20 protein-coding genes, 1 other RNA gene and 1 riboswitch are annotated in these 23,537 nt (G+C 71.4%); of the genes, 14 read left to right on the top strand and 7 right to left on the bottom strand.

The genetic code is table 11. From position 1 onward, the window contains the following. The first annotated feature begins 22 nt into the window (after positions 1–22). The 3 genes from ffs to AC5YDA_RS08085 all read left to right on the top strand — a co-directional run bounded on the left by ffs (position 23) and on the right by AC5YDA_RS08085 (position 3,389). An RNA gene (gene ffs / locus AC5YDA_RS08095) (signal recognition particle sRNA small type) lies at positions 23–119 on the top strand. A gap of 81 nt (positions 120–200) precedes the next feature. Then, positions 201–896: a ribose-5-phosphate isomerase RpiA gene (rpiA, locus tag AC5YDA_RS08090; RefSeq protein ID WP_496188250.1), complete on the top strand. Its 696-nt coding sequence runs from the start codon at positions 201–203 to the stop codon at positions 894–896. Positions 897–962: 66 nt separating this feature from the next. Next, positions 963–3,389: a DNA polymerase III subunit gamma and tau gene (locus tag AC5YDA_RS08085; protein ID WP_496188410.1), complete on the top strand. Its 2,427-nt coding sequence runs from the start codon at positions 963–965 to the stop codon at positions 3,387–3,389. A gap of 15 nt (positions 3,390–3,404) precedes the next feature. Here AC5YDA_RS08085 and AC5YDA_RS08080 read toward each other — a convergent pair whose 3' ends face one another. Next, the gene (locus AC5YDA_RS08080) at positions 3,405–3,896 is read right to left on the bottom strand and encodes a DUF8738 domain-containing protein (RefSeq protein ID WP_496188251.1); all 492 of its coding nucleotides are present in this window, start codon (positions 3,894–3,896) and stop codon (positions 3,405–3,407) included. A 70-nt stretch (positions 3,897–3,966) separates the two neighbouring features. Between AC5YDA_RS08080 and AC5YDA_RS08075 the strand changes: the two genes are divergently transcribed. From AC5YDA_RS08075 to AC5YDA_RS08055, 5 genes are all read left to right on the top strand, one after another. Continuing rightward, a complete protein-coding gene (locus tag AC5YDA_RS08075; protein WP_496188252.1) occupies positions 3,967–4,290 on the top strand; it encodes a YbaB/EbfC family nucleoid-associated protein in 324 nt (107 codons plus the stop codon). 13 nt (positions 4,291–4,303) lie between these two features. After that, a complete protein-coding gene (recR, locus tag AC5YDA_RS08070) occupies positions 4,304–4,903 on the top strand; it encodes a recombination mediator RecR (protein WP_496188253.1) in 600 nt (199 codons plus the stop codon). A gap of 1 nt (position 4,904) precedes the next feature. Next, positions 4,905–5,726: an HAD-IIB family hydrolase gene (locus AC5YDA_RS08065; protein ID WP_496188254.1), complete on the top strand. Its 822-nt coding sequence runs from the start codon at positions 4,905–4,907 to the stop codon at positions 5,724–5,726. Between the two features lie 144 nt (positions 5,727–5,870). Next, positions 5,871–6,836 carry a zinc-binding dehydrogenase gene (locus AC5YDA_RS08060; RefSeq protein WP_496188255.1) on the top strand — a complete coding sequence of 322 codons (966 nt, stop codon included), beginning with the start codon at positions 5,871–5,873 and terminating at the stop codon, positions 6,834–6,836. Continuing rightward, positions 6,836–8,266 (top strand): threonine/serine exporter family protein, encoded by a 1,431-nt coding sequence (locus AC5YDA_RS08055; protein WP_496188256.1) that lies wholly within the window; start codon positions 6,836–6,838, stop codon positions 8,264–8,266. The genes AC5YDA_RS08060 and AC5YDA_RS08055 overlap by 1 nt, the downstream gene beginning before the upstream one ends. 22 nt (positions 8,267–8,288) lie before the next feature. Here the strand turns inward: AC5YDA_RS08055 and AC5YDA_RS08050 are convergent, their stop codons facing one another. Beyond that, positions 8,289–8,465, bottom strand: coding sequence for a hypothetical protein (locus AC5YDA_RS08050; RefSeq protein WP_496188257.1), 177 nt, complete (start codon positions 8,463–8,465; stop codon positions 8,289–8,291). Positions 8,466–8,712: 247 nt separating this feature from the next. Between AC5YDA_RS08050 and ileS the strand changes: the two genes are divergently transcribed. Next, positions 8,713–11,847: an isoleucine--tRNA ligase gene (gene ileS, locus AC5YDA_RS08045; RefSeq protein WP_496188258.1), complete on the top strand. Its 3,135-nt coding sequence runs from the start codon at positions 8,713–8,715 to the stop codon at positions 11,845–11,847. Positions 11,848–11,927: 80 nt separating this feature from the next. Here the strand turns inward: ileS and AC5YDA_RS08040 are convergent, their stop codons facing one another. Both AC5YDA_RS08040 and AC5YDA_RS08035 read right to left on the bottom strand, forming a co-directional pair. After that, complete coding sequence (locus AC5YDA_RS08040) at positions 11,928–12,851, bottom strand: alpha/beta hydrolase family protein (protein ID WP_496188259.1); 924 nt, start codon at positions 12,849–12,851, stop codon at positions 11,928–11,930. After that, the gene (locus AC5YDA_RS08035) at positions 12,848–14,905 is read right to left on the bottom strand and encodes an acyltransferase family protein (RefSeq protein WP_496188260.1); all 2,058 of its coding nucleotides are present in this window, start codon (positions 14,903–14,905) and stop codon (positions 12,848–12,850) included. Before AC5YDA_RS08035 ends, AC5YDA_RS08040 begins: the two co-directional genes overlap by 4 nt. Positions 14,906–15,142: 237 nt before the next feature. Between AC5YDA_RS08035 and AC5YDA_RS08030 the strand changes: the two genes are divergently transcribed. Further along, complete coding sequence (locus AC5YDA_RS08030; protein ID WP_496188261.1) at positions 15,143–15,718, top strand: PRC-barrel domain-containing protein; 576 nt, start codon at positions 15,143–15,145, stop codon at positions 15,716–15,718. A 38-nt stretch (positions 15,719–15,756) separates the two neighbouring features. Here AC5YDA_RS08030 and lplAB read toward each other — a convergent pair whose 3' ends face one another. Together lplAB and AC5YDA_RS08020 are read right to left on the bottom strand one after the other, a co-directional pair. Beyond that, entirely contained in the window at positions 15,757–16,806 is a 1,050-nt protein-coding gene (gene lplAB / locus AC5YDA_RS08025) for a lipoate-protein ligase LplAB (protein ID WP_496188262.1), read from the bottom strand. A gap of 17 nt (positions 16,807–16,823) precedes the next feature. Then, on the bottom strand, positions 16,824–17,285 hold the full coding sequence (locus AC5YDA_RS08020; RefSeq protein WP_496188263.1) for a DUF1707 SHOCT-like domain-containing protein: 462 nt from the start codon (positions 17,283–17,285) through the stop codon (positions 16,824–16,826). Positions 17,286–17,407: 122 nt separating this feature from the next. Here AC5YDA_RS08020 and AC5YDA_RS08015 point away from each other — a divergent pair, with 122 nt between their 5' ends. The 4 genes from AC5YDA_RS08015 to AC5YDA_RS08000 all read left to right on the top strand — a co-directional run bounded on the left by AC5YDA_RS08015 (position 17,408) and on the right by AC5YDA_RS08000 (position 22,692). Continuing rightward, the gene (locus AC5YDA_RS08015; protein ID WP_496188264.1) at positions 17,408–18,667 is read left to right on the top strand and encodes an aspartate kinase; all 1,260 of its coding nucleotides are present in this window, start codon (positions 17,408–17,410) and stop codon (positions 18,665–18,667) included. Positions 18,668–18,682: 15 nt separating this feature from the next. After that, a riboswitch (TPP riboswitch) is annotated at positions 18,683–18,788 on the top strand. Positions 18,789–18,828: 40 nt separating this feature from the next. Further along, positions 18,829–19,935 carry a thiamine ABC transporter substrate-binding protein gene (locus AC5YDA_RS08010; RefSeq protein ID WP_496188265.1) on the top strand — a complete coding sequence of 369 codons (1,107 nt, stop codon included), beginning with the start codon at positions 18,829–18,831 and terminating at the stop codon, positions 19,933–19,935. 7 nt (positions 19,936–19,942) lie between these two features. Next, positions 19,943–21,616 carry an ABC transporter permease gene (locus AC5YDA_RS08005; protein WP_496192920.1) on the top strand — a complete coding sequence of 558 codons (1,674 nt, stop codon included), beginning with the start codon at positions 19,943–19,945 and terminating at the stop codon, positions 21,614–21,616. Then, complete coding sequence (locus AC5YDA_RS08000) at positions 21,610–22,692, top strand: ABC transporter ATP-binding protein (protein WP_496188267.1); 1,083 nt, start codon at positions 21,610–21,612, stop codon at positions 22,690–22,692. The genes AC5YDA_RS08005 and AC5YDA_RS08000 overlap by 7 nt, the downstream gene beginning before the upstream one ends. Positions 22,693–22,696: 4 nt before the next feature. Here the strand turns inward: AC5YDA_RS08000 and AC5YDA_RS07995 are convergent, their stop codons facing one another. Continuing rightward, positions 22,697–23,470 carry an IclR family transcriptional regulator gene (locus AC5YDA_RS07995; protein ID WP_496188411.1) on the bottom strand — a complete coding sequence of 258 codons (774 nt, stop codon included), beginning with the start codon at positions 23,468–23,470 and terminating at the stop codon, positions 22,697–22,699. Positions 23,471–23,537: the final 67 nt, after the last annotated feature.

Raw genomic sequence — 23,537 nt, 5'->3', positions numbered from 1 at the left:
CGCCGGATCGGTTATGCTGGACGTCGGGTCCCCGCGCGGTGGTACCTCGCCCAACTCCCCCAGGGCCGGAAGGCAGCAAGGGTCAGTGAGCTCTGTCAGGTGCGCGGGGGCCCCTCTTCGCGGGCGGAACGGGCTTGCCGGATCGCCTGCACCAGGGCGCACGAGCCGCCATGCTGGCGGTGACCAAAGGAGGCACACGCATGGCTGGCCTGTCCCAGGACGAACTGAAGGAGATGGTCGGGCGCGCCGCGATCGAGTACGTGGCTCGCGGGTCCGTCGTGGGGGTGGGCACCGGGTCGACGACGTCCCACTTCATCACCGCCCTGGGTGAGGTCTCCGACCGGGTCGTGGGAGCCATCTCGAGCTCGGAGGCGTCCTCGGAGCAACTGCGGCGGCTGGGCATCCCGATCGTGGACGCCAATCAGGTCACCCGGCTGGACGTCTACGTCGACGGGGCCGACGAGATCGACCCGAACGGCTTCATGATCAAGGGTGGGGGCGGCGCGCTGACGCGGGAGAAGATCATCGCCGGAATGGCCGAGCGCTTCATCTGCATCGTGGACGAGTCGAAGGCCGTGGACGTCCTGGGCGCCTTCGGCCTGCCGGTCGAGGTCATCCCGATGGCGGAGAACACCGTGGCCAGGCGCTTCGCGCGCGGGGTCGCCGGCACGAGCGGCGAAGCCGTGCTGCGACGCACGGCCTCGGGCGAGGTGTACGTGACGGACAACGGCCAGCACATCCTGGACGTGCACGGGCTCCGGATCGCCGATCCACTCGCCCTGGAGGACGAGGTGAACTCCTGGCCCGGTGTCGTGACGGTCGGCGTGTTCGCGCACCAGAAGGCGGCGGTGCAGCTCCTCGGCACCCAGGACGGCCTGCGGACGACCACCTTCTGACCTCGCATCGCGCGCCACGGACCGTCGGGGCGACCCAGTAGGGTGCAGGGCGTGGCACAAGACGTGATGGGCGGGCTGTTCGACGACGGTGACGAGGTCGTCGACGAGGCCCACGACGCCTACGACCAGGACGGCCCCGACCTGTTCGGGACCGAGCCCGACGAACTGATCCTGCCCACCGAGCCCACGCCCGTCGACGATCCCGAGATGGAGATCGAGCTCGACGAGATGTCCGAGATCCCCGTCGACCCCGACGAGGTGGTGGCCGCCGACGAACCCGAGCGGGAGCCCACCCCCGCGCCCGGGCTGGCGGCTCCTCCCGCGGTCGAACGGGCCGAGGCGCCCCCACGTCCCGACGCCCCGCTCGCCCTGTACCGGCGCTACCGGCCCGACACGTTCGACCAGGTCATCGGTCAGGAGCACGTGACCGAGCCGCTCCAGCGGGCGCTGACGAACAACCGGGTCAACCACGCGTACCTGTTCAGCGGGCCCCGCGGGTGTGGCAAGACCACCTCGGCGCGCATCCTGGCCCGCTGCCTCAACTGTGAGCAGGGCCCGACGCCGACCCCGTGTGGCACCTGCCGTTCGTGTGTCGACCTCGCGCGCGGCGGCACCGGCAGCATCGACGTGATCGAGATCGACGCCGCCTCCCACGGGGGGGTCGACGAGGCGCGTGACCTGCGCGAGCGGGCGTTCTTCGCGCCGGTCCACAGCCGCTACAAGATCTACATCATCGACGAGGCGCACATGGTGACCCCGCAGGGCTTCAACGCGCTGCTCAAGGTCGTCGAGGAGCCGCCCGCCCACGTGAAGTTCATCTTCGCGACCACCGAGCCCGAGAAGGTCATCGGCACGATCAGGTCGCGGACGCACCACTACCCCTTCCGCCTGGTGCCACCGCGCACGCTGGGTGGCTACCTCGCCCAGCTCTGCGAGGCCGAGGGCGTGACGGTCGACCCCAGCGTGTTGCCCCTGGTGGTCCGGGCCGGCGCGGGTTCGGTGCGTGACTCGCTGTCCGTCCTGGACCAACTCCTCGGTGGCGCCGCCGACGAGGGGGTCAGCTACGCCCAGGCCACCGCGCTCCTCGGCTACACGCCCGACAGCCTCCTCGACGAGATCATGGACGCCTTCGCCGCAGGGGACTCCCACGGGGTGTTCGCCAGCGTCGACAAGGTCATCGAGGTGGGTCAGGACCCCCGCCGCTTCGCCGAGGATCTGCTGCGTCGCCTCCGCGACCTGATCATCGTCGCGGCCGTCCCGGACGCGCTGGCCACCGGCCTGGTCGACGTCGCGGCCGACCAGGGCGAACGCCTCACCACGCAGGCCAACGGGATGGGGCGCGGCGAGCTGACCCGGGCGGCCGAGGTCATCGCCAAGGGCTTGACCGACATGCGCGGCACCACGGCGCCGCGGCTCCACCTCGAATTGATGTGCGCCCGCGTGCTCCTCCCGGGGGCCGACGTCGACGACCGCGGCGTCCATGCACGCCTGGATCGGCTGGAACGGCGACTCCAGATGGCGGCCGGTGCCGACTCGCACGCACCGCGTCCGGAACGGGCGGAGGCCCCGGCCCCCGCGGAACGCCCGGCTGCGGAGCGTCCGGCCCCTGCCGAGCGCCCGGCCGCAGAACGCCCGGGCCCCGCAGAACGCCCGGGCCCCGCAGAACGCCCGGGCCCCGCAGAACGTCCGGCCCCCGCAGAACGTCCGGCCCCCGCAGAACGCCCGGCCCCCGCCCAGCACCCGCCGACACCGGAGCCGGTCCGCCGGCACGAGCCCGCGCAGCAGCCGCCCCCCGCCCCGAGCCGTCCGGCCGTGGCCGACCCCTGGGCGGCCCCCTGGCCGGAGACCGCTGCGGCACCGGAGGGGCGGCACCGGTCGGCACCCCCGAGCCCGGCCCAGCCGCCCGCCCAAGGCGCACCCCGTGCGTCCGGCGGGGACCCGGCCGTGCTGACCACGGCTCAGGTCCGCAACCAGTGGCCCGAGGTGCTGGACAAGATCAAGGTCCGCCGGCGGGTGACGTGGATCACGGTGCGCGAGAACGCCCAGGTGCACGACTTCAGCGGCGGGATCCTGACGTTGGCCTTCAACAACGCCGGCGCGCGGGACAGCTTCTCGCGCGGGGGCAGCGACCAGGTCGTCCGTGAGGCGGTGCTGGAGGTGCTGGGGGTCGCGCCGGCCATCCAGACCGTGGCCGGCAACGAGCCCCCGCCTGCGCCCACGCCGGCGTTCGAGAGCGCTCCGATGCCGGAGCCGAGCCCCGTCGGCACTGCGGCGTCCGTCGCCGACGCCGAGGCGGCAGCCGTGGCGGCCAAGGGCGCGGAGCAGGCGCGTGCCAACATCCAGGCCACCCAGACCGGGCCGGTGGACGAGGAGGCGGAGGTCGAGGAGTCACCCGACGACATCGACCTGGACGAGGGCCTCACCAACGCGGACGAGTTGCTCACCAAGCACCTCGGCGCCGAGTTCCTCGGTGAGGAGCCTCCCGAGGCCTGACGTGGGTGGGGGGCGTCAGGACGCCGTGGCTGTGGGCGGCGTCGGGTTGGCGCAGTACCAGAAGGTGCCGCCGCTGCCCGCGTGGTAGCTGGCCTCGTGGCCGGCGACGCTCAGCACCAGGCGGTGCCCCTCGACGAGGGCCTGCGTGTACAGCTTGCCGGGCTCGGGGCACCCGATCGCCCCGTCGGGCCAGGTCACCGCCTGGTGGAGGACGACCTTCACGGCGCTCCGCTCGACACCGAGGCGCTCGGCCTCGGCGGTGATGGCTTCCTGCACCTCGGGCCTCGCGATGACGCCGGCCGGCACGGGCCCGGTTGCTCCCCCCGTGGGCGCAGGTGCCGTGGGTGGCACCGGCTCCGGCGGCGGGGTCGTGGTGAGGGGCGGGCGTTCGCTGGCACTGTTCATGGGCTCTCCCGGTGGGGTGGAGCACCCGGCGAGCAGCAGTCCGACTGCCGCGCTGAGCGTGAGGACGCCGATGGTCGAGCGTGACGTGGCACGTCGGTGCATGAGCGTCCTCCTTGGGGACAGCGTAGTCGGGGCATCGCCTACGATGGGGCCCGACGTGAGGAGGTCACCGATGTCGATGTTCGGCACCGAGGGCGGCGGGTTCGACATGAACGCGCTGCTGGCCCAAGCCCAGGCCATGCAGGAGCAGATGCAGAACGCGCAGTCCGAGCTGGCGGAGAAGACCGTGACCGGCACCGCCGGCGGCGACCTGGTCACCGTGACGATGACGGGTTCGGGGGAACTCACCGAGGTGCGCATCGACCCCAAGGCGGTCGACCCCGAGGACACCGAGACCCTGGGTGACCTGATCGTGCTGGCCGTCCGCGACGCCAGCACCCAGGTGCAGGGCCTCGCCGCTGCGGCCATGCCGCAGATCCCCGGCCTGAGCTTCTAGGGCGTCGACGGACGTGTATGAAGGTCCCATCCAGGCCCTGATCGACGAGTTGGGCAGGCTCCCGGGGATCGGCCCCAAGGGCGCCCAGCGCATCGCGTTCCACCTGTTGAACGCAGACCGAGAGGACGTCGACCGCTTGGCCGACGCGCTCCGCGAGGTCGCCGACAAGGTGCGCTTCTGCGACATCTGCTTCAACGTGTCGGAGGAGACGACCTGCCGGATCTGCCGCGACCCGCGCCGTGACCAGTCCATCGTGTGCGTGGTCGAGGAGTCCAAGGACGTCGCCGCCATCGAGCGGACCCGTGAGTTCCGCGGCCTGTACCACGTGCTCGGCGGCGCGATCAGCCCGATCGACCACGTCGGCCCTGAGGACCTGCACGTCGCCGAACTCCTGCGTCGCCTGCAGGGCCCGGTGGTGACGGAGGTGATCCTCGCCACCGACCCGAACGTCGAGGGCGAGGCCACCGCCACCTACCTGACCCGGCTGCTGGCCGCGACCGGTATCACGATCTCGCGCCTGGCGTCAGGCCTGCCGGTGGGGGGAGACCTGGAGTTCGCGGATGAGGTCACCCTCGGCCGTGCCTTCGCCGGACGCCGACAGGTGGGGATCTGACGTGGGGGTCCGCCTGATCGCCACCGACGTGGACGGCACGCTCATCCGCTCGGACCACACCTTCAGCACGCGCAACCGCGCTGCGTTCGCCGCGGCGAAGGCCGCCGGCATCGAGGTGCTCGCCATCTCGGGACGCCAGCCCTACTCGATCGGCGCCATCGTGGCCGACTCGGCGCTGGAGGGCTTCGTGGTCGGTTCCAACGGGGCCGTCGCGGTGGATCTGGTCAAGCGCCACGTCCTGTTCGAGGAGTTGATCGACGTGGACGCCCAGCGCACCCTGACGCTCGCGATGCTGGAGGAGTTCCCGGACGCGCACGTCGTGTCGGTGCGGAACGCCGGCAACGAGTACGTCGCCCAGCACGGGTACACCGGTGAGCAGGACCCCGGTGCCGGCAGCGCGCTCTGGCCGGTGCAGCACCGCTTCGCGAGCCTCGACGAGGTCCTGGCCGAGCCGTCCCTCAAGCTCGTCGTCAAGCACCCCGACCGGAGGGTCGCCCCGGAGCGCCTGCTGGAGGTCGCCCGCGGGCTCGCGGTGCCGGGCACCCATGCCACGACGTCGGGGGCGCCCTTCCTCGAGGTCGGACGCAGCGGTGTCTCCAAGGCCACCGCGCTGGCGCGTTTCGCCGGTGACCGCGGCATCGACCCCTCCGAGGTGGTCGCGTTCGGGGACAACCTCAACGACGTCGAGATGTTGCGGTGGGCGGGTCTCGGTGTGGCGATGGGCAACGCCGTCCAGGGCGCTGTAGAGGCGGCCGACCAGGTCACCCTGCATCACGACGCCGATGGGGTGGCGGTCGTGATCGAGCGCTTGCTGGGTGTGTGACGGACGTGGCGCCGGTCACCAACGGGCGAGCGACGCCTCCAGATCGCGCGGGCGCTTGAGCCGCTGGCAGCCGGGGGCCTGCTGAACGCGCGGCGCGGCGCGGACGTCGTCGCGAGGGGCGTCGGGTGATCCTAGTCTGGGTACATGCGCGCCCTCTTCGTCGAAGCTGCCAACCCGACCGATCCGCTGGCCGCCCTCAGGGTGGGGGAGCGGCCCGCGCCGACCGTCCCCGAGGGCTGGGTGAAGGTCCGGGTGAGGGCCGCCTCGCTCAACCACCACGACATCTGGTCTCTCCGCGGGGTCGGGCTGCCCCAGGACCGCATGCCGATGATCCTCGGCACGGACGCCGCGGGGACCACCGAGGACGGACGCGAGGTCGTCATCCACTCGGTCATCGCCTCGGAGGGTTGGGTCGGTGACGAGACCCTGGACCCCAAGCGGACGCTGCTCTCGGAGCTGCACCAGGGCACCCTGGCCGAATGGGTGGCCGTCCCCGAGCGCAACCTCGTCACCAAGCCGACGGAGCTCTCCTTCGAGGAGGCCGCCTGCGTGCCGACCGCCTACCTGACCGCGTTCCGCATGCTCACGCGTGACTCCGGGTTGGGAAAGCCCGGCACGGTGCTGGTCCAGGGGGCCTCGGGTGGGGTGGCGTCCGCCGCCATCCAACTCGCCAAGGCGCTGGGCCACCGGGTGTGGGCGACCGCGCGCACCGAACAGAAGCGGGCTTTCGCGCGCGAACTCGGAGCGGACGAGGCCTTCGACCCCGGTGCCCGACTGCCCGATCGGGTCGACCTGGTCCTCGAGACCGTCGGAGAGGCGACGTGGTCCCACTCGCTGAAGTCCCTGCGCCCGGGCGGGACGGTCGTGGTGTGCGGCGCGACCTCCGGCGCGAACCCGCCCGCCGAACTGAACCGCGTCTTCTTCCTGCAGTTGAGGGTCATCGGGTCGACGATGGGCAACAAGGGCGAACTCAACGCGCTCCTGGACCTCGTGAAGCGGACCGGCCTGCGGCCCCCGATCGATCGCGTCGTGGGCTTCGACGAGGTGGCGGACGCCGTGGCGGCACTGGTGTCGGGCACCGTGCGCGGCAAGGTCGTCCTGCGTCCTTGATGGCCAGCTCCGCCCAGAACCCCCACGGCCGGTCCGGCGACGACCTGGACAGGCTGCTTCGCCGCCCACGGCACGCACCGACGGCTCCAGCCTCGGGGGAGCGTGCGTCGGACCTGGCACCCTTCGTGGCGCTGGCCACCCGGGTGGGCGCCATCGCCCTCGTCGCGGGCGCCTCGGCGGCCGAGGCCACGCAGTCGATCCTGCGGATGGCCATGTCCCGGGGCGGCCAGTTCCAGGTCGATGTCACGTTCACGTCGGTCATGGTCAGCGGCTCCGGGGGCGATGAGGAGCCGCCCGTCACCATGGTGCGCACGGTGCCCGCGCTGGCCCACGACTATGCGCGGCTGGGCCACCTCAACGGGGTCGTCGACGCGGTGTGTTCCGGTGAGCTGGACATCCGGGAGGCCACCCGCCTGCTGAAGGAGCGCGAGGAGACGGGGCGCGAGTACCGGCGGTGGGTCCTGCTGCTGGCGGCCTTCGTCCAAGGTGCGGCGATCTGCGCCCTGCTGGGCGGCGACCTGCTGGAGATGGCCGTGGCCGGCCTCGCGACGTTCCTGATCGGCGTGCTCGGCCTCGTGCTGCGGGGGCGCAGGGTCTCGTACTTCTTCGCACAGGTGGCGGCCGGCGCGATCCCGATGGTGCTCGCCATGCTGATGATGTACCTCCGGCAGCAGGGGATCGACGGGCTGTGGGCCCTGTCGCCGTCGCTGGTCGTCGCCTCGGGCATGGTGTCGATGCTGGCCGGCATGGGCGTGGTCGCCGCCGCCCAGGACGCCTTGGACGGCTACTTCATCACCGCGGGCGCCCGCGTGGTCGAACTCCTGATGCGGACCGGTGGGTTGATCCTCGGCGTCGCGGGCGTGCTGTGGTTGGGCGTCCGGATCGGGGCGCCCGCCTACCTGGCCGCCCAGGCCACCCCCATGCCGCACCCGGTCGTCCAGGTCGTCTCGGCGGGGCTCTTCACGCTGGGACTCGGGGTCGCCAGCGGGCTGGGGCCGCGTGGTGCGCTGGTCGTGGCGGGCTTCGGCAGCCTGGGCTGGGTCGCCTACCTCCTGGTGCTCACCCCGGTCGGGGGCGAGTACCCGCTCGCTGCGGGCGTCGCGGCGGCGGTCGTCGGGTTCCTCGGGCACCTGCTCGCCCGTCGGCTCGGCCCGCCCGCGATCGCCATCGTGACCGTGGGCATCGCCCCGCTCATGCCGGGCATGTTCCTCTACCGCGCGCTGTTCCGGCTCGTGGTCGGTGTCCCCGCGGTGGACCCGGGCGACTCGGCCCCCGAGTTGCTCATGCTGTCCGCGCTCACCGGGATCGGGCTGGCCCTCGGCAGCTCGGTGGGCGCCGTCATCGGCCGCCAGTTGTCCCTCCCCACGGACAGGGTGGCGCGCCTGGCCACCCTGTTCTCGCTGCGGCGGGGCCTGCTCCGCCGTCACTGAGCCGCGAGCCCGCCTCGGCGACCTAGCCGAGCACGCCCGCCAGCAGGAGGAACCCGATGGTGAACCCCGCGAGGACGACCACGAGCGGGGCGATCGCCACCGGACGGATCTCCGCCGGCACCGCACGCAGCAGGAAGAACGAGCCGACGACCGCGAGGACCCCGAGGCCGGTCAGCACCCAGAGCAGGCCGTGGAACATGCCCTCATCCTCGCATGTAGAATGTGTGGCGTCCGCAAGGCATGGATGGGGCCATCACCCCGGAGCTGCCGGAAGAACGGGCCCGACCATCGGGTGGGAGCCTCACTAGACCCGGCTGCGGCGAGCAAGAGTGGGGTCCACCACGAGCCCAAGGGCGACGGGTGGGTCCAAGGAGGGTGGTACCGCGGGGCTCGGCCTCGTCCCTTCGTCCGCACGGCTCAACACCGAGGAACGAAGAGGAACACCCATGACCCAGCCCGGGTACAACGCCGTCGCCCCGCAGGTCGACCTGCCGGCGATGGAACACGACGTCCTCGCCTTCTGGCAGGCGAACGACACGTTCGCCAAGTCGATCGAGCGCACCGCGGACGGCCCGCGCTGGACCTTCTACGAGGGTCCGCCCACCGCCAACGGCATGCCCGGCACGCACCACATCGAGGCGCGGGTGTTCAAGGACGTGTTCCCGCGCTTCAAGACCATGCAGGGCCACCTCGTCGAGCGCAAGGCCGGCTGGGACTGCCACGGGCTGCCCGTCGAGCTCGCCGTCGAGAAGGAGCTCGGCTTCAACGGCAAGCCCGACATCGAGAAGTACGGCATCGAGGAGTTCAACGCCCGCTGCCGCGAGTCCGTCGGACGCCACGTCGGCGCCTTCGCCGAACTGACCGAGCGCATGGGGTACTGGGTCAACATGGACGACGCCTACTGGACGATGTCCACCGACTTCGTCCAGTCGGTGTGGTGGTCGCTGAAGGAGATCCATTCCCAGGGCCGCCTCGTCGAGGACTACCGCGTCGCGCCGTACTGCCCCCGCTGTGGCACCACCCTGTCTGACCATGAGCTCGCCCAGGGGTACGAGGACGTCACCGACCCGTCGGTCTACGTCCGGTTCCCGCTCACGTCCGGGCCGTTCGAGGGCAAGGCCGACCTGCTCGTCTGGACCACGACGCCCTGGACGCTCGTCTCCAACACCGCGGTCGCCGCCCACCCCGACGTCACGTACGTCCTCGCGTCCTCCGGCGACGACACCCTCGTCATCGCCGAGCCGCTCGCCGAGAAGGTGCTGGGCGACGGCTGGATGCTCGGGCCGTCCTTCTCCGGCAAGGAGATGGAGGGCTGGCGCTACCAGCGTCCGTTCGACCTCGTGGAGTTCCCGGACGTCGTCGGCGGCACCCACTACGTCGTCAACGCCGAGTACGTGACCGTCGAGGACGGAACGGGTCTCGTCCACCAGGCGCCCGCCTTCGGTGAGGACGACATGATCACCTGCCGCGCCTACGGGCTGCCGATGGTGAACCCCATCCGTCCGGACGGCACCTTCGAGGAGTCGGTCCCCCTCGTGGGCGGCCAGTTCTTCAAGACCGCCGACAAGGCGCTCGTCGCCGATCTGCAGGCCCGGGGCCTCATGTTCCGCGTCCTCGACTACGACCACAGTTACCCGCACTGCTGGCGCTGCCACACCACGCTGCTCTACTACGCGCAGCCGTCGTGGTACATCCGCACGACCGCGATCAAGGACGCGCTCGTCCGCGAGAACGAGCAGACCAACTGGTACCCCGAGCACATCAAGCACGGCCGCTACGGCGACTGGCTGAACAACAACGTCGACTGGGCCCTGTCGCGCAAGCGTTACTGGGGCACGCCGCTGCCCATCTGGCGCTGCGAGGACGACCACCAGGTGTGCGTCGGGTCGCTCGCGGAGCTGTCCGAGCTGACGGGGCGCGACCTGTCGGAGCTGGACCCGCACCGTCCGTTCGTGGACGACATCACCTTCGGCTGCCCGACCTGTGGGAAGCCCTCCCACCGGGTGCCCGAGGTGATCGACGCCTGGTACGACTCGGGCTCCATGCCGTTCGCCCAGTGGGGCTTCCCGTGGGCGGAGGGTTCGAAGGAGAAGTTCGAACAGGCGTTCCCCGCCGACTTCATCTGCGAGGCGATCGACCAGACCCGCGGCTGGTTCTACTCCCAGATGGCGGTCAGCACGCTGGTGTTCGACCAGTCCGACTTCAGGAACGTGCTGTGCCTCGGCCACATCCTCGCCGAGGACGGCCGCAAGATGTCCAAGCACCTGGGGAACATCCTCGAGCCGATCCCGCTGATGGACCAGCACGGCGCGGACGCCGTGCGCTGGTTCATGGCCGCGGCCGGCTCGCCGTGGTCGTCGCGCCGGGTGGGTCACGGGGCCATCCAGGAGACCGTGCGCAAGGTGTTGCTGACGTTCTGGAACGCGGTCAGCTTCCAGTCGCTGTACGCCCGCACCAACGGGTGGGTCCCGGTCGGGGAGGCCCCCGACCTCGCCGGGCGCCCCGTCATGGACCGCTGGCTGGTGGCCGTCCGCAACGAACTCGTCGACGACGTGACCGACGCGCTGGAGAACTTCGACACCCAGCGCGCGGGCTCCCTGCTGAGCGAGTTCGTCGACGACCTGTCGAACTGGTACGTGCGCCGCTCGCGCCGCCGCTTCTGGGACGGCGAGGCGTCGGCCCTGTGGACCCTGCACGAGACCATCGACGTCGTCACCCGCCTCATGGCCCCGATGGCGCCGTTCATCACCGAGCGCGTGTGGCAGGACCTCGTGGTCGCCGCCGTCCCGGACGCCCCGGAGTCGGTCCACCTGGCCACCTGGCCGCTGCCGGACCCCGCCGGCGAGGACCACGACCTGGTCGAGGCCATGCGCCTGACCCGCCGTCTGGTCGAGCTCGGACGCGGCGCACGCTCGGAGGCGCAGGTCAAGACCCGCCAGCCGCTGAGGCGACTGCTGGTGCCGAGCGCGTCCTTCGCCCGGCTGAGCGACGAGTTGGTCGCCGAGATCGCGGCCGAGCTCAACGTCGGCGCGGTCGAGTCCTTCGCGTCGGCCGGTGACCTCGTCGACCACTCCGCCAAGGGCAACTTCCGGGCGCTGGGCAAGCGCTTCGGCAAGGACACCCCGAAGGTCGCCCAGGCGATCGCCGAGGCGGACGCCGCGGCCCTGGCCGCCGCGCTGGCCGAGACCGGCCGGGCGACCGTGCCGTGGGACGGCGGCACCGTGGTGACCGCCGACGAGGTGATCGTGTCCGAGCGTCCGCGCGAGGGCTGGTCGGTCGTGAACGAGCAGGGCGAGACCGTCGCGCTCGACCTCGAGCTGACCCCCGAACTGGTGCGCGCGGGTCTCGTCCGCGAGGTCGTCCGCATGGTCCAGGACGCGCGCAAGCGCCAGGGCCTGGAGGTCTCCGACCGGATCTCCCTGACGTGGTCGGCGGGCGGCGAGCTGGGCGAGGCGCTCCGCGAGGCGTCCGACTTCGTGGCGGACGAGGTGCTGGCGACCGCGATGGCCGAGGGGGAGCCGACGGGCACGGTCGTGTCCGACGACGAGCTGGGACTGAGCTTCTCGGTGGCCAAGGCCTGACGCGGGCACGGAGGTGCGCGGGCGGCGTGCCGGCTGCGGTTCGGTGGCCGGTCCCGGAGGGGCCCCCTGTGAGACGGCGCCTAGGCCGTCCCCCACAGCAGGGCGGCCCGCCCCTCGGGGCTGGTGAGCATGCCGGCCGCGTCATGCCCCACGCCCGGCACGACGACCACGCGGTGCTGGATCCCCGTGCCGACGCCCAGGTGGTCCAGCAGGTGCCGGTGGTAGTTGAGGGCGCGCTCCTCCCGGTCGTCACCCTGGGCCATCGCCGCGCAGGTGCGGTCGAGAGAGCCTGAACGCGGGTCGTCGTCGGCCGAGCCGACGAGGTAGCGGACGGTCCGGGCGGCGTACTGCTCCTGGACCTCCCGCGCCGACAGCCGCGCGGCGTAGCCGTCGCGGTGGGCCAGGCCGTAACGCCAGTGGTCGTACTCGGGGCAGGACGCCGTGGGTCCCGGCCGGTCCGGTGAGAACCACAGGTAGGTGGACGGGTTCAGCACGAGGTAGGAGTGCAGGGTCACGGGGGAGACCGCCGCGTACCGGTTGGTGAACTGCGCCCCTCCGGAGAACCCGACGAGCGAGACCCGGCGGTCACCGAACGAGGCGACGAGGTCGTCCAGCACCTCGTACGACGAGGCCCCCGCCGAGGATGTCGCACCCGCGGGCCACACCATCTCGCCCCAGACATGGCCGCCGGCCGGGGCGTCCACGCGGCTGGCGAAGAGGGGGGCCACGACCACCGTGTCCTCGCCCTCAGCCCCCAGCCCGGCCACGACGGCCCGGCGCATGCCGCAGGCGTTCCGTTCCAGGCCGTGCACCGCCACGATGACGTGCCGGACGTCGTCGGTCCACTCCTCCAGGGGGAGCCGCGCGCAGTAGGCCAACGCGGCACCCGCCACCCGGGTGGTGTGCGCCAGGTCGCCGCGCAGCGGCTGGGCGAGGGGGGCCTGCGCGCACGCGTTCAACGCGAGCGACGCCACCAGGGTGCCCACGGCTGCCAGCCGCCTCACCCGCCCACCTGCTCGTCCCAAGCGGCTGCGAACACCTCGTCCATGGATTCAAGGTAGGCCCGCGAGAGGTGGTTGGAATCCATGTAGACGTAGGTGTTTCCGATGACGCCGGGGCACCTGCCCGGAGCGGCCGGGGGGCACAACCAGTCGGAGAAGTCGAGGTAGTACTGGTTCGGCAGATCCGCCAGGGCGCCCTTGGGCCACTCGGCGGCGAGCTTGACGGCACGGCTGTCGGAGCAGCGCGGGTCGTCCGTCCCGTAGCGCTGGACGCACTCGGGCATGTCGAAGGTCCAGCGCGGGTTGTCGCGGATGTTGACCACCGCTATCCCGTCGTGGGCGACCGGCGCGATCGCCGCGGCCCAGCCCCAGTCGTCGTGCTCGGGTCCCTCGGCCACCGTCGAGGAACCGACGCTGACCACGTGGTCCGGACGGGTGTGCAGCAGCCAGGCGATCGCCTCCTGCGTGTACTCCTGGCATCCGGCATCCGGGTTCGGTGAGCCGACACGACAGGCGGCGCGGCCGTAGGCCATGACGCGCCAGCCGCGTTCCTCGGCCAGCGGAATGATCGTCGTCAGCCACTGGAACGCGTGGCTGTCGCCGACGACGGCCACCACCCGCGTGGGGTCGCCGTCAGGCTCGATCACCCCACACCACCCCAGGTCCGGACGCGGTGGGTGGTCCTCGCGCGAGGGGTCGCACGGAGGGAGCTCCCGCGGCCAGTCGAGGGCGATCGCCCGGTCGCCCGGGGCGATACCGCGACCGGGGGTGGGCTCGGGTGCCGGTGCCGGGAGCGAGGGGAGGGGCGGGGTGTCCGGGGTCGGGGAGGTGGTGGGGGAGGGCGCGGGCGAGAGTGCGCGGGCGCCCGGCCGCTGCTCGGGCGGGAGGTCCGCCGTGGCGCGCTCGTCCCGGTCGATGAGCGCCGAGACGCCGCCCAGGACGGACACCGCCATGAGGGTGAACGCCGCGATCGCGGTGGCCGCGTACCGCTTGGACCGCAGCAGGTCGAGCTGGTGGAACCGCCGCTCCACCAGCCGGGTCGACAGGTCGGCCAGGACAAGGGAGAGCAGCAGGATCGTCACCGAGTCCCGGACGCCGGTGCGCGGGTCGCCGTTCGAGGTCAGCACGACGGTGAAGACGTAGACCGGCCAGTGCCACAGGTACAGCGAGTAGGCGCGGTTGGCGATGAACGTGACCGGACGCCGGGACAGCCACCAGGCGGCGTGTCCGGGGTCGTCGGCGTTGGGACCCGCCATGATCACGAGCGCTGCGGCCGCCAGCGGCGGCACCGCCGCCCAGGCCGGGAACGCGCCGCGTCCCCAGATGAAGCCGGTGACCAGCAGCAGGGCCACCCCCGCCCACGACAGGGCGCGTGCGACCCGGACCGGCGGGCGGGCGCCGGGCAGCAGGGCGACCAGCCCCGCGCCCGTGAACTCCCAGGCGCGTGTCCAGGTCTCGAAGTAGGCGGCGGCCGGGTCGACCCCGACCCGGTGGACCGCCCACGCGAACGAGGCCACCGTGGCCGCGCCCAGCACGACCGCGAGCGTCCGCCTGACCGGGATGTGGGCCCTCCGCTCCAGGAACGCCGAGGCGACGAAGACCAAGGGGAGCAGGACGAACAACTGGCCCTGGAGCGACAGGCTCCAGAAGTGCTGGAACGGGTTGAGGCGCTGGGGGTCCGCCACCATGTAGTTGGCCTGGTCGGCGATGAGGCGCCAGTTCTCCCGGTAGATGAGGGAGGCCCGGGCGTGGTTGAGCAGACTCTCGTAGCGGGTCGGCGGGAGGACGAGCCAGCCCACCGCCGTGGTCGCCGCGGCGACGATCGCCGCCATCGGCACGAGGCGCCGGAAGCGCTGGACCAGGAAGTCGGACAACGTGAACGCCGTCCCCTTGCGCACGAAGCTCCCGGTCATCAGGAACGCGGAGACGAACAGGAAGACGTCGACGCCCCCCGAGACGCGGCCCGAGGTCCACAGGTGGTAGGCCACGACGAGCAGGATCCCAAGGCCGCGCAGCCCATGGATCTCCGGGCGGAAGCCGGATGGTGGTGGCGGCATGGTTCCTCTTGGGTCGACGGTGGGGCCGTCCCAGCGTAGCCGGGGTCTCCCTGAGTCCCCCCGGAGTGGGCCGTGCGGGGTCGTGGGTGAGGAAACCCAATTCCGGGCCCAGCTCGTCATCCACCCTTGTGGCCGACGGGTTTGTGGGCAAGGGTGATGAGTACGTCCTCTGTCCGAGGGAATCCCGCTCAACCGGGATGTTGTCATCACTGAACGACATCGAACGAAGGAGGCACCATGTTCCACGAGAGCGACATCGACCGCCTGCGGAGTGCAACGGCCCACGACCCCAACGGGGAGCGCATCGGTGGCATCGGCGAGGTCTACCTCGACGACCAGACGGGCAAGCCCATGTGGGTCACCGTCCACACCGGCTTCTTCGGCCTGAGGACCAGCTTCGTGCCGCTCGCGGGAGCCAGGTTCTCCGATGACGACCACCTCGTCGTCGCCCACCACAAGGACGTCGTCAAGGACGCGCCGAACATCTCCGAGGATGGGCACCTCGACCGTTCCCAGGAGGACGAGCTCTACCGCTACTACGGCGTGAGCGCGGACGAGGTGGCCTCCGACGCGATGCGGACCCGCCGCTGGTCGGACGAGCGCGAGCACGCGCGCGATGGCCGCGATGACGGTCCGCTGTTCGACCGTGACAATGACGGGCGCGGCCCGGTGGCGGAGGTTCTGGACGGTCCCGACGGCTCGCCCACCGACACCCGTGGCGACCGCGAACACAACCCGCACGGCAACCGCGGTTATGCCGGGGACACCGGGGGCCTCGACGCTCCGGACGACCCGCGGGGCCCGCGTCCCTGACGGCCCGGCGGGACACCCCGCGTCCCCTGACCCCCGGGTCAGGGGACGCGGTGCGTCCAGGCGTCGGTGAGGAACTTGGTCTCCATCAGCTCGCGGGCTTCGGCCAACTCGGAGCCCGAGTACGAGCCCGGGCGGGTCTGGTGCGTGGCAGCGAAGGACGCCATGAAGCGCCGGATGATCTCGTCCCGCGGGAGGCCCGTCTGTGAGCGCATGGGGTCCACGCGCTTGTTGGCCGACTTCGTGCCCTTGTCCGACATCTTCTCCCGGCCGATGCGCAGCACGTCCAGCATCTTGTCGGCGTCGATGTCGTACGCCATCGTCACGTGGTGCAGGACCGACCCCGCCGCGAACCGCTTCTGGGCGGCTCCGGCGATCTTGCCCTTGTCCGAGGCGATGTCGTTGAGCGGGACATAGCGCGCCTTGATCCCGACGTCCGCCAGGGCGGTCATCACCCAGTCGTCGAGGAAGGCGTAGCTCTGCTCGAAGCTCAGCCCCTCGACCAGCGAGGTCGGGACGTGCAACGAGTAGGTGATGCAGTTGCCCGGCTCCATGAACATCGCCCCGCCGCCCGAGATGCGCCGCACGACCCGGATGCCGTGCCGGTCGGCGCCCTCCTGGTCGATCTCGTTCACGTAGCTCTGGAAGCTGCCCATCACGACGAGCGCGGAGTCCCAGTCCCAGAACCGCAGCGTGGGCGGCCGCGTCCCCGCGGCGACCTCGCGGGTGAGCACCTCGTCGAGGGCGACGTGCATCGCCGGATCCAACGTCACCGGTCCGATGAGGTCGAAGGTGTGGTTGGCCCAGCCGGTCGCCTTGCCGAGTGCCCGCCGGACGGCGATGCCGACGGACGCCGGGGTGAACCCGATCATCTCGACGTGCTCGGGCAGCGCCGCCTCGATGGCGCGCCCCAGCGTCTCCGCGCTCGCGGTGTCCGGCTGCCCGGCGAGGGCGGCGTTGATGTCCTCGAGCGCGTCGTCCGGTTCGAGGAAGAAGTCGCCGTGGACGGCCGCCCGGGTGATGACCCCGTCCGCCACGTCGACGTCGACCGCGACCAACTTGCCGCCCGGGACCTTGTACTCGCCACGCATGGTGGCAGCCTAGCCAGCTAGCGCTGCAGGTACGGCGGTGGCTTTCGCTGGTTGCTGGCGAGCTGGCTCAGGATGATCGAGCCGACGATCGCGATCCCGATGAAGGTCCACCAGCTCCCGGTGAGGATGCCCATGACGATCGCGGCCGGCCAGATGACGCGGCGCGCCACGCCGATCCAGTCGGTGCCGCCGCCCGTCCCCGGGGGCGATGCTGTGGGCCGGGCCGTGACCGACGAACCGTGGGCCGGCGCCCAACCGAGCGGCGGGGCGCTGGGGCCGGAGGTGTCCGGGCGGGGGGCGGGCAGGTCGGCGAACAGCGGCTGGAAGTCCGCGGCGATGCGCGCGGCCAGTGCCGCGGAGAGTCGCTCGTCGAACTCGCCAGCGTCCAGGCGTCCGGCCTCGAAGTGATCGCGGAGCATCTGGGACGCGGTGTCCCGCTCGGCGTCCGACAACCGTTGGGGTACCGGGTCGTGGGTCATGCATCTCTCCTGTCCGGGACCATCCTCGCACGGTGCCCGGCGCCCGGCGGTTGGGAACGCCCTGTGCTCCGGCCGGCGCCGTGGCAGAGTTGGTCCCGCTCACGAAGGAAGGGGACCCGACAGTGCGTGTGGTGCAGAAGTTCGGTGGCTCGTCGGTGGCGGACGCCGCCAGCATCAAGCGCGTCGCCCAGCGCATCGTCGCGACGAAGGAGCAGGGCTTCGAGGTCACCGTGGTGGTGTCGGCCATGGGCGACACCACGGACGAGCTCCTCGACCTGGCCCAGCAGGTCAGCCCCCACCCGCGCGCCCGCGAGATGGACATGCTGCTGACCGCGGGTGAGCGCATGTCGGCGGCGCTCCTGGCCATGGCCATCAACGACCTCGGTCACACGGCGCGCTCCTTCACGGGCTCCCAGGCCGGGGTCATCACGTCCGACAAGCACGGCGACGCCCGCATCATCGACATCACGCCCGGTCGCATCGAGTCGGCCCTCGATGAGGGTGACATCGTCATCGTCGCGGGCTTCCAGGGCGTCTCGCAGACCACCAAGGACATCACCACGCTCGGGCGCGGGGCGTCCGACACCACGGCCGTCGCCCTGGCCGCCGCCCTCAAGGCCGGCTACTGCGAGATCTACTCCGACGTCGACGGTGTCTTCACCGCCGACCCCCGGATCGTGCCGGGTGCGCAGCGCCTCCCGGAGATCAGCTACGACGAGATGCTGGAGATGGCCGCGAACGGCGCCAAGATCCTGCATCTGCGCTGCGTTGAGTACGCCCGCCGCGAGAACGTCCCGGTGCACGTCCGGTCGTCGTTCTCCGACAAGCCCGGCACCTGGGTCCAGCACATCGACGAGGAGGATTCCGTGGAGAACCCGATCATCACCGGCATCGCGCACGACCGCCGCGAGGCCAAGATCACCGTGGTCGGCGTGCCGGACCGGGTGGGTGCCGCCGCCGAGGTCTTCACCACCGTGGCGAACGCGGGCATCAACATCGACATGATCGTCCAGAACGTGTCCGTCGAGGGTGGCACCACGGCGATCTCCTTCACGCTCCCGCAGTCGGACGGCGACAAGGCCATGGAGGTCCTGCGCGCAGCCCAGCCGACGATCGGCTTCACCGAGCTGATCTACAACGACAGGATCGGCAAGCTCTCGATCATCGGCGTCGGCATGCGCTCGCACCCCGGCGTCTCGGCGACCGCGTTCCGTGCACTGGCCGAGGCCGGCATCAACATCGAGATGATCTCCACCTCGGAGATCCGGATCTCGGTGCTGGTGGACGTCGACGAGCTCGACAAGGCCGTGCGGGCCGTCCACACCGCCTTCGGCCTGGACGCCGAGGGGCAAGCGGTCGTCTACGCGGGCACGGGTCGCTGACAACGGGGTATGCTTGGCCCTCGACAGGGGAGCGCCGCAGGGGCGCTGAGAGTGCGGAGCACCGCAGACCCTCGAACCTGATCCGGTCAGCACCGGCGTAGGGAGTCGAGTTCTCACCCGGCCAGTGATGGTCGGCCCCTCCAGAAGAGGAGGAAGCAAGCGTGTACCAGCCCATCCGCCTGCCGGCGGTCGCCCTCGTGGCAGGCCTGTCGTTGGCCCTGGCGTCCTGCGTGAGCGCCCCGACGGCCACGTCGTCGGGAGCCGCGGGTTCGTCGGCGGCGCCGGGCGCCGCGTCCGCGACACCGGCGAAGAGCACCAAGCTGACCGTGGTGACCCACGACTCGTTCAACGTCAGCGAGGAATTGCTGACGAAGTTCAGGACCGACTCCGGCCTGGACGTGACGTTCGTCGCCCCCGGGGATGCGGGGACCCTGACCAACCAGCTCGTCCTGACCAAGGACTCCCCTCTCGGCGACGTCGTCTTCGGCATCGACAACACCTTCGCGGGGCGCGCGCTGTCGGAGGACATCATCGCCCCGTACCGGAGCGCAGCCCTCCCCGCCGCGGACGCCGAGGCGCTCAAGGCCGACGGTTCCGGCCGCCTCGTCCCGATCGACTTCGGCGACGTGTGCATCAACGCCGACTCCGCGTGGTTCCAGGCCAACGGCAAGGCCGTCCCGACCAGCCTCGACGACCTCACCAAGCCCGAGTACGCCAAGCTGCTCGTCGTCCCGAACGCCGCGTCCAGCTCGCCGGGCCTGGCCTTCCTCGTGGCGACCGTGGGTGCGAAGGGTGACCCGGGTTGGGTCGATTACTGGAAGCAGCTCAAGGACAACGGCGTGCTCGTGGCCAAGGACTGGACCGAGGCCTACACCGTCCAGTTCTCCGGCAGCACCGGCAAGGGCCCGCGTCCGCTCGTGCTGAGCTACTCGACGTCCCCGGCGTTCGAGGTCGTCGATGGCAAGGAGCCCCCGACCACGTCACTGCTGCAGACCTGTTTCCGCCAGGTCGAGTACGCGGGCGTCATCAAGGGGGCTGCCAACCCCGAGGGCGCGAAGGAGTTCATCGACTTCATGCTGAGCCCCGAGGTGCAGGCCGACATCCCGGGCCAGATGTACATGTACCCGGCCGTCCGTTCCACGGCCCTGCCCGAGGAGTGGGTGAAGTACGCGCCGCTGTCCGACTCCCCGTTCCAGGTCCCGGCCGAGGAGATCGCCGCGAAGCGGGATGGTTGGATCCGTACCTGGACGTCGACGGTCGTTGGCTGACCGGGTCGTGACGAGGAGGTTCCCCCGGGCACCGCACGGGGGAACCGTCCTCGCCTGGACGTCGGCGGGCGCGATCCCGCTGGCGTTCCTCACGATCTTCTTCGCCTGGCCGGTCGTGACGCTGGTGGGCCGGGGCTTCTTCCCGGACGGGTTCTTCACCCTCGACGGGTTCCTCCAGGTCTTCTCCGAGGACCGGACCTGGCGCGTCATCCGCACGACGCTGGCCCAGGCGGCGGCCGGCACGGTGGTCTCCGTGCTGCTGGGCGTCCCGGGGGCGTGGGTGCTGTACCGGACGCGCTTCCCCGGCCGGTGGCTCGTCCGCGCCGTCGTGACGGTTCCGTTCGTCCTGCCGAGCGTGGTCGTCGGCGTCGCGTTCAAGGGATTGGTCATCTCGACGGGACCGCTGGGGCACCTCAACCTCGACGGCGAGTTCGCGGTCATCGTGGCCAGCCTCGTGTTCTTCAACTATGCGGTGGTCGTCCGCACGGTCGGGGCCCTGTGGGCCTCCCTCGACCCGCGGACCGAACAGGCGGCGTCCGTGCTCGGCGCCTCGCCGCGCCGCGTCTTCTGGACCATCACCATCCCGGCGCTGGCTCCCGCGATCGCCTCGGCGGCCGCCTTGGTGTTCCTGTTCTGCGCGTCGGCCTATGGCGTGGTCATGGTGCTGGGTGGGGCCTCCTACGGGACCATCGAGACCGAGATCTGGTTCCTCACCACCCAGTTGCTCGACCTGACCGGCGCCGCCGCGCTGTCGATCGTCCAGCTGGTCGTGGGCGGGACCGCCCTCATCATCGCCAGCCGCCTGCAGGCCACGCAGGCCCGCGCGCAGCGCCTGCGGACCGATGAGTCCATGGAGGCGCCCTGGTCGCGGCGCCGCGACGGGGGTCCCAGCCTTGTCACCGCGGTGGTCGTCCTCGGCCTGCTGGTGTTCCCCCTGGCGACGTTGGTCCAGCGGAGCCTCGCCACGGCATCCGGCCACGGGCTGGAGCACTACGCCAACCTCGCCACCACCGGCGGTGGGACGCTGTCGGTGCCCGTCTGGGTGGCCGCGGCGAACTCGCTGCGTACGGCGTCCGTCGCGACCGTGCTCGCGCTCGTGCTGGGCCTGCTCGTCAGCCTCGTCGTCTCCCGCCGCCCCCGCAACGAGGCCGGACGCCGTGCGCTCGGCCTGCTGGACGGTGCCTTCATGCTGCCCTTGGGCGTGAGCGCGGTGACCGTCGGCTTCGGGTTCCTGATCACGCTCAACAGGCCGCCGCTGGACCTCCGCAGCTCGCTCGCACTCGTGCCCATCGCCCAGGCCATCGTGGCGCTGCCGCTGGTGGTCCGGGTGTTGCTGCCGGTGCTGCGCGCCATCGACCCCCGCCTGCGCGAGGCCGCGGCCGTGCTCGGGGCCGGCCCGGGCAAGGTGCTGCGCGACATCGACCTGGCGTTCCTCGGGCGTGGCCTGGGGTTGGCGACCGGATTCGCCTTCGCCACCGCGCTGGGGGAGTTCGGCGCGACGTCGTTCCTGGCGCGACCCGACCAACCCACCCTGCCCGTGGTGGTGTTCCGCCTCATCGGACGTCCCGGCGCGGACAACCAGGGCATGGGCTTCGCGGCGGCCGTCCTGTTGGCGGTCGGCTGTGCGATCGTGATGGGGTTGGCTGAGAGGATGAGGCCGCAGGAGGCGACGACATGGTGACCGACCAGGCCGGGCTCGGCGTGCACGACGTGGTCGTGCGCTACCGGGTCTCGACCCAGCAGCCGGGATACACGACCCCGGCCAAGCGACCGATCCTCTCGTGGGCCTCGCCCAAGCGGCGCCCGGTGGAGCCGGACGAGGGCCGGGTCGTGACCGCGATCGACGACGTCTCGTTGGACGTCGCGCCGGGCGAGATCGTGGCCCTGCTCGGGGCGTCCGGCTCGGGCAAGTCCTCGCTCCTGCGCGCGATCGCCGGCCTGGAACCCTTGGCGGCCGGCCGCATCACCTGGGCCGGGCGCGACATCTCCGCCACCCCCACCCACAAGCGCAACTTCGGGATGATGTTCCAGGATCCCGCGCTGTTCCCCAGCCTCAATGTCGGGAAGAACGTCGCCTACGGCCTCCACCAGGTGCCGCGCGGGCAGCGAGCCGCGATCGTGGAGCACGTCCTCGAACTCGTGGGGCTGCCCGGTTTCGCCGGCCGGAAGACCACCGAGCTCTCGGGAGGACAGGCCCAGCGGGTTGCGCTCGCGCGGTCGCTCGCACCCTCCCCCCGGTTGCTGCTGCTGGACGAGCCCCTGTCCGCGCTGGACCGGGGGCTCCGCGAGCGCCTGGTCGAGGTGCTGGCGGAGGTGCTCCGCGAGACGAGGACCACCGCCGTCCACGTCACCCACGACCAGGACGAGGCCTTCGCACTCGCCGACCGTGTCGCGATCCTCGCCGACGGCAGGATGCTCCAGATCGACACGCCCGGGAACCTCTGGCGCCACCCCGTCTCGGCCGAGGTCGCGACGTTCCTCGGGTACTCGGGCTTCCTCACGCAGAAGGACGCCGACGCCCTCGGGTTGGGGGCGCTGGCCGCCGATCACGTGATCGCGCTGGGGCCGAACAGCCTCAGCGTCGATCCCGGTGGGCTCCACCTGTTGGTCAAGGACCAGAAGGTGCGCCGTGGCCATGTCCAGGTCACCGTGGTGTTGCCCAGTGGAGCCAAGGCCGAGATGCGGCTCCCCGAGAAGCTGGGAGCCGCAACCGTGGGCGTCCGCACGGACGCCGATGCCGTGGCCGTGATCGGCTGATCGCCTACGGGGGCCCGGCGAGAGCGCCCTCCACTTCACGGGTTGCGCGCCGCAGGGATGACACCAGACCGCGGACGGCGGTGGGCTCGAAGCGGCTCGCCGGCATGGCGATGGACAGGGAGGCGACCGCGACGCCCTCCGAACCCCGGATGGTGTGGCCCAGCGCGAGCACGCCGCGCTCGGAGAGGCCGTTGTTCATCGCGAAGCCCTGTTGCCGCACCGACTCCAACCGGGCGAACAGCATGTGGAAGTCCGGCGGTTCCTCCCCCTCGGGTGCCTGGGCGTAGAGCTTGCGGATCGCGTCGTCGTCCCACTCGGCCAGCATCGCCAGGCCGCCTGACGTGCGATGGGCCGGGAACACCATGCCGGTCCGGTGACCCACCCGGAGGTGGTGGGCGCATTCCACCTCGGCCACGAAGCGGATGTGCCGCTGAGTCAGGATCATCATGGTGACGGTCTCGCCCGTCGCGTTCATCAGGCGCGTCATGGGTCCCAACGCGGCATCGCGGAGGTGGCCCGTCGTGCCGGGCGGCTGATCCACCTGGGCGAGGACCGGTCCCACCCGGTAGGAGCGGCCGTCGCGCGTCGCGAAGTCGCGGTAGACCAGCATCGCCAGCAGACGGTGCGCCGTGCTGGGGGCCACCCCCAGGTGCGCGGCCGCGTGCGACACGGTCGTGGTGCCCTCGAGTTGGAGGAGCGCCGCGAGCCGCAGGGCGTGGTCCACGCTGCTGATGGCGTAGGACGGACGCTCCTTGGACGATGTTGCCTGTCTGACCATGCTCACGCTGTCCACTCGGGGGATTCTGCTCTGGAGAACAACCTTACGCGCGGACCGCTCCGTGGAG

Source organism: Propioniciclava sp. LT294 (assembly GCF_059516005.1).
This window is presented reverse-complemented; position numbering and strand designations above follow the sequence as displayed.

Bases quoted from the DNA above. Each gene is read 5' to 3' on its own strand.
- rpiA (WP_496188250.1), top strand. From the start codon at position 201: ATGGCTGGCCTGTCCCAGGACGAACTGAAGGAGATGGTCGGGCGCGCC.
- AC5YDA_RS07995 (WP_496188411.1), bottom strand. From the start codon at position 23,470: ATGGTCAGACAGGCAACATCGTCCAAGGAGCGTCCGTCCTACGCCATC.
- lplAB (WP_496188262.1), bottom strand. From the start codon at position 16,806: ATGCGTGGCGAGTACAAGGTCCCGGGCGGCAAGTTGGTCGCGGTCGAC.
- AC5YDA_RS08060 (WP_496188255.1), top strand. From the start codon at position 5,871: ATGCGCGCCCTCTTCGTCGAAGCTGCCAACCCGACCGATCCGCTGGCC.
- AC5YDA_RS08000 (WP_496188267.1), top strand. From the start codon at position 21,610: ATGGTGACCGACCAGGCCGGGCTCGGCGTGCACGACGTGGTCGTGCGC.
- AC5YDA_RS08075 (WP_496188252.1), top strand. From the start codon at position 3,967: ATGTCGATGTTCGGCACCGAGGGCGGCGGGTTCGACATGAACGCGCTG.
- AC5YDA_RS08020 (WP_496188263.1), bottom strand. From the start codon at position 17,285: ATGACCCACGACCCGGTACCCCAACGGTTGTCGGACGCCGAGCGGGAC.
- AC5YDA_RS08085 (WP_496188410.1), top strand. From the start codon at position 963: ATGGGCGGGCTGTTCGACGACGGTGACGAGGTCGTCGACGAGGCCCAC.
- AC5YDA_RS08030 (WP_496188261.1), top strand. From the start codon at position 15,143: ATGTTCCACGAGAGCGACATCGACCGCCTGCGGAGTGCAACGGCCCAC.
- AC5YDA_RS08035 (WP_496188260.1), bottom strand. From the start codon at position 14,905: ATGCCGCCACCACCATCCGGCTTCCGCCCGGAGATCCATGGGCTGCGC.
- ileS (WP_496188258.1), top strand. From the start codon at position 8,713: ATGACCCAGCCCGGGTACAACGCCGTCGCCCCGCAGGTCGACCTGCCG.
- AC5YDA_RS08055 (WP_496188256.1), top strand. From the start codon at position 6,836: ATGGCCAGCTCCGCCCAGAACCCCCACGGCCGGTCCGGCGACGACCTG.
- AC5YDA_RS08080 (WP_496188251.1), bottom strand. From the start codon at position 3,896: ATGCACCGACGTGCCACGTCACGCTCGACCATCGGCGTCCTCACGCTC.
- AC5YDA_RS08050 (WP_496188257.1), bottom strand. From the start codon at position 8,465: ATGTTCCACGGCCTGCTCTGGGTGCTGACCGGCCTCGGGGTCCTCGCG.